Annotated in this window: 1 protein-coding gene; it reads right to left on the bottom strand. The window is 59.1% G+C overall.

All coding sequences use genetic code 11. The annotated features are described in order from the left end of the window. Positions 1-536: signal peptidase I (gene lepB, locus EN879_RS38340; RefSeq protein WP_127274829.1), on the bottom strand; the 536-nt coding region annotated here is incomplete at both ends.

Here is a 536-nt window from a genome sequence, read left to right as displayed (position 1 = left end):
GGCTCGCCTTGCCGGCGATCGAGAAGAAGACAAGATTGGCGCGGCCAACCAGATTTTCCGCGGGAACGTAGCCGACGGTGAAACGGCTGTCGGCGGAATTGTCCCGGTTGTCGCCCATCATGAAATAGTGGCCGGGCGGCACGTCGAATTCGCGGGTGTTGTCGCCGATCGAGTTCGAATTCAGGTCAAGCGTGTCGTAGCTGACGCCGTTGGGCAGGGTTTCGCGATAGACATCGATCGGGCGCGATTCCTCGGTGATGTCGGGATTGTCGATTTGGCCTGTTTTCACGCGCGGCACGCCGACACCGTTGATGAAAAGCTGGCCGTCCTTGACCTGGATCTTGTCACCCGGCAGGCCGACAACGCGCTTGATGTAGTCGACGGACGGATCAGGCGGGAATTTGAAAACCGCCACGTCGCCGCGCTTCGGCTCGGAGCCCCAGATGCGGCCCGAAAAAATATCGGGTCCGAAAGGCAGCGAATAGCGCGAATAGCCATAGGACCATTTGGTGACGAACAGATAGTCGCCTTCCAAA

It is taken from the genome of Mesorhizobium sp. M7A.F.Ca.AU.002.02.1.1 (genome assembly GCF_003998535.1).
In the GTDB taxonomy this organism is placed as follows: domain Bacteria; phylum Pseudomonadota; class Alphaproteobacteria; order Rhizobiales; family Rhizobiaceae; genus Mesorhizobium; species Mesorhizobium ciceri.
The sequence above is the reverse complement of the archived record's forward strand: the minus strand, read 5'-3'. Positions and strand labels throughout refer to the sequence as shown.